Here is a 5,546-nt window from a genome sequence, read left to right on the forward strand (position 1 = left end):
TTTTCAAGCCCGGCTGGGGCTTGCCCAATTTCTGGGCCGGACCGGGGGGGGGCTGCAACCAGACCGCCCCCCTGGACACCCCCCCCCCGGCCTCCCCCCCCCCCGGGCGCATCCACCGCAACTTCGCGGCGCCGGCCTGACCTTCTACCGAGTCCTCGACGCCATCCAGGACCTGATACGGGCCTGGGCCGACGAATGTCCCACCTGTCACCGCGAGTTACCCACCACGCGCCGAGCAAGGCGCACCAGACCACTTCAGACCTAACGAAGTCCTACTAGGAACCTGCCGGGGACCACGCGTCGTTCACCGCCGTCTCTGAGGAGCCTTTCGGTGAACGAACAGCGCGTGCTGTCTACCGTCTGACGTGCAGCGATGGTTATGGCTGGGCGGCTGGGGGTCAAGGGGTCGCAGGTTCAAATCCTGTCGTCCCGGCAGTATTGTCGGAAGGCCGTTGGCTGGGAGAAATCCCAGGTCAGCGGCCTTTTTGCTGATGGTGTGGCAGGTGGCGAGCGGCCGAGGTGCCGCCGTTCTTCGATCTTGCTGGGGACCAGCCGGGGACCGCAGCTGGTGGCCGGAGGGTCGCCGCAACCCACTGAGGCGGCCCTGCGTTCGCGCCTGCACGAGGTCGCCGGCCTCGCGGTCGGGAGGGACCTTGGGCAGTCCGATCAGGGCGTTGATGTTCAGGTGTTCGGCGAGCAGGGCCTTGAGGTTGCGGCTGGCGAGGAGATCCAGTTCGACTGGGGGGAGCTCCCGGGGCTGGAGTCGTCCTCGCGGGACGACCCGGTCGGCCTCCTCGCGTACCCGCGGTTCGGCGAGCTCGGTCAGCCGCGTTCTCCGGGGCGCCGCGCCACGGCGCTGCCGGCGGGTGTGTGGACCCGGACCCTCGGTGATCCTGAAGGACCCGGCGGCAGCTGCCGCCGGGTCCTTCAGGCGGGGCGGTGCGGTGGTCAGTTCGGTCGGGTGGCCGTCAAGGGTTGTGTTGAACTCTTCGATGGCGTCCTGGTGTTCGGCCCCTGGCAGCAGGGTGCGGGGCAGGACAGCCAGGGCCACCGGTGGTGGGTGCGGTTCTGAGGGGGACGAGGAGGGCTGAGGGCGCTGTGCACGCTATGAACCGCCGGACACCGCCCGGCGAGGGCGGTGTCCGGCGGTTGTACGGTCTTCCCGCGCGGTCGTTCCGCCGGGGCCGTGGTAGTTGGGGTCAGTGGTGTCCCCGGGGGGCCGAGGACGGGTTCGCGCTCATTTCGTCGTGTGGTGCGTACGGGTGGGGGAAGGTGTCCGCCTGCGGCTGGGTGGGCCGGTGGGCCGGTGGGGCGTCCGGGGCGCAGGGGCCACCACAGGCTGTGGCCGAGGAACGCGGCCAGGGCGGGCACCAGGACGATGGACAGCAGGAACGCGGAGAGCAGGATGCCGAGCGCGGTCGCGAAGCCGATCTGCTGGGTCGAGGGCTGCGGGGTCACGGCGAAGCTGGCGAAGGAACAGGACCAGGGGCAGGGTGAAGTCGACGCCCGGCTTGCCCATCGCGTGCTGGAACAGCAGGGCTGCCGCGCCGAGGGTGGCCGCGAAGCCGAGGCCGACCGAGAGCATCAGGATCACTGGTGCGAGCAAGCTGCGCAGCAGCAGGAGGATCACCCCGATGAGTGCGGCCGCCACCGGGAAGACCAGCCGCAGGTCGCGGTCGACGGCGGTGGAGACGTCGGCGAAGACGGCGGGGGTTCCGCCGACGTGCGCGCTCAGGCCGGCCGGTGTGTTCTGGGCGACGGCGGCGCGGATCGGTCCGGAGGCCAGGTCACGGGCCGGCGCCCTTGGTTTCGACGTGGACGCTGGTCGGGTCCGCCACGCCGGCGGGCAGGGCGCGGGAGATCTCGGCGGCGGTGGTCCGGGAGGTGGTGCGCGGTCCGCCGCCCAGGCCGTAGTCCATCCTGATCCCGGCGAGCCCGCCGGCCAGGGCGGTCAGGAGGGCGAGCGACGTGAGGACCATGACCACGGGCCGGCGGGACACCAGGTCGGTGAAGCGGGCGGTGGCGCCGTCGCGGGGCACGGTCTTGAGGACGCGTGAGGGTCAGAACAGTGCGCGTCCGCAGGCCGCGAGTGCGGCGGGCATCAGGGTGAGGCCGGCGAGCAGCATGACCAGGACCGAGAGCGCGACGGCCGGGCCGAGCACCCGGAACTGTCCGAAGCCGGCGACCCTGAGGGTGGCGAAGGCGGCGACGATGGTGAGCGCGGCCGAGGTGATTGCGGTGCCGACTTTGCGGTTGATCTCGGCGGCGGTGGCACGGTGGTGGCGTTCGGGGTGGGCCCGCAGCTGTTCGCGGAAGCGGAACATCAGGAACAGGAAGTAGTCGATGCCGATGCCCACCAGCGCCACGCCGATCAGGCTCGGTACGGACGGGTCGAGCTTGATGCCGGTGAGCAGGGCGGTGCCCACGACGGCGCCGGTGCCGTCCTCGGTGTCCGGCCTGGGTGAGCTGACGCCCCGCGAGGTCGAGGTGTGGCATCTGCTGGCCGCCGGCCTCGACAACGTCGAGATCGCTTCGGCGACGGGCATCAGCGTCTCCACGGTCAAGAACCACATCACCAGCATCTTCGCCAAGCTGCGTGTCCGGGACCGTGGCCAGCGTTGACCGCGGCCTACGAGGCCGTCCGGTGTCCGGCCCCCGCGCGGGGGCCGGCCCGAGGGGTGGGTCAGCGGCAGAGGGCCGCGTCCAGGGCGGCCGCCATGTGCTGCACGCCGTCCTCGAGCGGGACGGTGGTGACCGTGATGCTGGCGGCGCGGCCGTCGTCGGTGACGCCGCCGCGGGACCGGTAGCCGCGGGCGGTGCCACCGTGGCCCCAGGCCAGGCCGCCGCAGGAGAGCGGCTTGCTCTGCAGGCCCAGACCGTAGCGGACCCCCGGGCCCAGGAGTTCGGCGGGGACGGTGGTGCGCATCTCGGCGAGCTGCGCCGGGGGCAGGAGCCGGCCGCCGAGGAGCGCGGTGAAGAACGAGTTGAGGTCGGTGTTGGTGGAGACGATCGCCCCGGCCGCCCAGGCGATCGAGGAGTCCATGTCGGTGTAGTCGACCGGGGGCGCGTCCGGCGAGCTGCGGACGTAGCCCTTGGGGTGGGCCTCGTGGATGGTGGTGTCGCCGGGGGTGGGGAAGTAGGTGTGGCGCAGGCCGATGCGGTCGATGACGCGCTTGGTGATCTCCTCGCCGACGGGCCGTCCGGTGACCTTCTGGATGATCAGTCCGGCGACCAGGTAGTTGGTGTTGCTGTACTCCCAGCTGGTTCCCGAGGGGAAGCGGGCCTTCTGGGCGAGGGCGCCGTCGAGGAGGTCGCGGGGCTCGAAGTAGCGGAACTGCAGGGCGGTTTCGTCCGAGAGGGCCGGGGCTTCCAGGTAGTCGGGCAGGCCGCTGGTGTGCTGGAGCAGCTGGCGGACGGTGATGTTGCGTCCGTCGATGCCGTCGCCGCGCAGCAGGCCGGGGAGGTAGGTGTCGACGGGGGAGTCCATGCCGACCTTTCCTTCGGCGACGAGTTGCAGGATGACGACGGCGGTGAAGGTCTTGGTGTTGCTGCCGATCCGTACCTGCCCGTCGACGGGGGGTTTGGCCCCGGTGGCGACGTTGCCGACGCCGGCGGTGTAGGTGCGGGTGCGGCCGTCGCGGCCCTTCACGGAGGCCAGTGCGGCGGGCAGGCCGTCGTCCTTCACCAGCGCGTTCAGGCTCTGCTGGACGCCGTCCGGCTTGCCGCCCGCGAACGCCGCGTTCGGTGCCAGCGCCCCGGCCGCCATGACACCGGCGGCCACGGCGGTCACGGCCGCCACCGCCCGGTTCCGGCCGCCCCGGCGGGAACGCTGGACGCGGCTGTGCGGTGTGTGCTCGTTCACGGAGGAACTCCTCTGCTGAAAGGGGGAATTGCCGGGCTGTGCGGGTTCCGCGCGCCGAGGCGTGCCGGTGCGCGCGGAACCCGTTGGTGGTGCCGGTGCGCGCGGAACCCGTTGGTGGTGCCGGTGCGGCTCGCGGATGCTCAGGCCGGACCGGGGACGGTCCGCGGGGTCAGCGACACAGGGCCGCGTCCACCGTGGCCTTGACGTGCTGCTCGGCCTCGTCGCCCGGGATCACGGTCACCGCGATGCCGGCGGCGCGGCCGTCGTCGGTGGCGCCCCCGGCGGTGTAGTAGCCCGGGATGGTCCCGCCGTGGCCCCAGTACAGGCCGCCGCACGACAGCGGATGGCTCACCAGGCCCAGCCCGTAGCGGATGCCGGGACCCACCTCGTCGGCGGGGACGGTGGTGCGCATCTGGGCGAGCTGCGCCGGGGGCAGGAGCCGGCCGCCGAGGAGCGCGGTGTAGAAGCGGCTGATGTCGCCGGTGGTGGAGACGACGGCGCCTGCCGCCCAACCCCAGGACGGGTCCAGTTCTGTGTAGTCGCGGAGCGAGCCGTCGGCTTCCCGGTTGTAGCCCTTGGGATGGGCCTCGTGGATGGTGGTGTCGCCGGGGGTGGGGAAGTAGGTGTGGCGCAGACCGATGCGGTCGACGACGCGCCGGTTGACCTCCTCGCCGAGCGGCCGCCCGGTGACCTTCTGGATGATCAGGCCGGCCAGCAGGTAGTTGGTGTTGCTGTACTCCCAGCGCGTACCCGGGGCGAAGTGGGCTTTCCGGGCCAGAGCCGCGTCGAGGAGCTCGCGCGGTTCGTAGTACCGGTTCGGGCTGGTGAGGATGGAGTCCTTGTCCACGTACTCGGGCAGGCCGCTGGTGTGCTGGAGCAGCTGCCGGACGGTGATGTCGCGTCCGTCGATGCCGTCGCCGCGCAGCAGCCCCGGCAGGTAGGTCTCGACGGGCTCGTCGAGGCCGACCTTTCCCTCGGCGACGAGCTGGAGGACGACGACGGCGGTGAAGGTCTTGGTGTTGCTGCCGATCCGTACCTGCCCGTCGACGGGGGGTTTGGCCCCGGTGGCGAGGTCGCCGACGCCGGCGGTGTAGGTGCGGGTGCGACCGTCGCGGCCCTTCACGGAGGCCAGCGCGGCGGGCAGACCGTCGTCCTTCACCAGCGCGTTCATGCTCTGCTGGACGCCGTCCGGCTTGCCGCCCGCGAACGCCGCGCTCGGTGCCAGCGCCCCGGCCGCCATGACACCGGCGGCCACGGCGGTCACGGCCGCCACCGCCCGGTTCCGGCCGCCCCGGCGGGAACGCTGGACGCGGCTGTGCGGTGTGTGCTCGTACACGGAGGAACCCCTCTGGATGGACCGTTCCGGTGATTTCCGGCCTTGGTCAAGAGGACCATTCAGAGGCGGGGGAGTTCGTCCGCACCCAGGACGAGACCGAACCTGGGAGCCGGCTCCGGGAGACGCCCCCTGGGCAGGACCGTGCTCCTGGCCCGGGGCGGGGACAGGACCACCCGCCACGCCCGCGGGCCGGAGCACGTGCCGGTCGGCCGGCACCATCCGGAAGCCCCGCGCCCTGCTCGCCGTCTCCGGACTTGCCGCTGGGGGCAAGGGGTCGCAGGTTCACATCCTGTCGTCCCGACCGGCGTTTTCGCAGGTCGGAGGTATGAAGGAGGCCGTTCCCGCCAT

6 protein-coding genes and 2 pseudogenes are annotated in these 5,546 nt (G+C 71.9%); 2 read left to right on the plus strand and 6 right to left on the minus strand.

The features are described 5' to 3' along the window. Positions 1-538: 538 nt before the first annotated feature. Positions 539-1,072: a hypothetical protein gene (locus ACFVHV_RS08705; protein ID WP_380350062.1), complete on the plus strand. Its 534-nt coding sequence runs from the start codon at positions 539-541 to the stop codon at positions 1,070-1,072. A 308-nt stretch (positions 1,073-1,380) separates the two neighbouring features. Here ACFVHV_RS08705 and ACFVHV_RS08710 read toward each other — a convergent pair. The 4 genes and pseudogenes from ACFVHV_RS08710 to ACFVHV_RS08725 all read right to left on the minus strand — a co-directional run. After that, positions 1,381-1,458: pseudogene (locus tag ACFVHV_RS08710) on the minus strand (hypothetical protein); the annotation flags it as partial. A gap of 79 nt (positions 1,459-1,537) precedes the next feature. Further along, positions 1,538-1,786, minus strand: a pseudogene (locus ACFVHV_RS08715) (MMPL family transporter); the annotation flags it as partial. Between the two features lies 1 nt (position 1,787). After that, positions 1,788-2,039 carry a hypothetical protein gene (locus ACFVHV_RS08720; RefSeq protein ID WP_380350019.1) on the minus strand — a complete coding sequence of 84 codons (252 nt, stop codon included), beginning with the start codon at positions 2,037-2,039 and terminating at the stop codon, positions 1,788-1,790. 21 nt (positions 2,040-2,060) lie between these two features. Beyond that, entirely contained in the window at positions 2,061-2,426 is a 366-nt protein-coding gene (locus tag ACFVHV_RS08725; protein WP_380350021.1) for an MMPL family transporter, read from the minus strand. Here ACFVHV_RS08725 and ACFVHV_RS08730 point away from each other — a divergent pair. Next, positions 2,419-2,622 (plus strand): helix-turn-helix transcriptional regulator, encoded by a 204-nt coding sequence (locus ACFVHV_RS08730; protein ID WP_380350024.1) that lies wholly within the window; start codon positions 2,419-2,421, stop codon positions 2,620-2,622. The genes ACFVHV_RS08725 and ACFVHV_RS08730 overlap by 8 nt on opposite strands. A 61-nt stretch (positions 2,623-2,683) precedes the next feature. Here the strand turns inward: ACFVHV_RS08730 and ACFVHV_RS08735 are convergent, their stop codons facing one another. Together ACFVHV_RS08735 and ACFVHV_RS08740 are read right to left on the minus strand one after the other, a co-directional pair. Continuing rightward, entirely contained in the window at positions 2,684-3,862 is a 1,179-nt protein-coding gene (locus ACFVHV_RS08735) for a serine hydrolase domain-containing protein (protein ID WP_380350027.1), read from the minus strand. A gap of 169 nt (positions 3,863-4,031) precedes the next feature. Beyond that, positions 4,032-5,198 carry a serine hydrolase domain-containing protein gene (locus tag ACFVHV_RS08740; protein ID WP_380350030.1) on the minus strand — a complete coding sequence of 389 codons (1,167 nt, stop codon included), beginning with the start codon at positions 5,196-5,198 and terminating at the stop codon, positions 4,032-4,034. Positions 5,199-5,546: the final 348 nt, after the last annotated feature.

It is taken from the genome of Kitasatospora sp. NPDC127116, assembly GCF_042677365.1.
Taxonomy (GTDB): Bacteria; Actinomycetota; Actinomycetes; order Streptomycetales; family Streptomycetaceae; genus Kitasatospora; species Kitasatospora lactacystinica.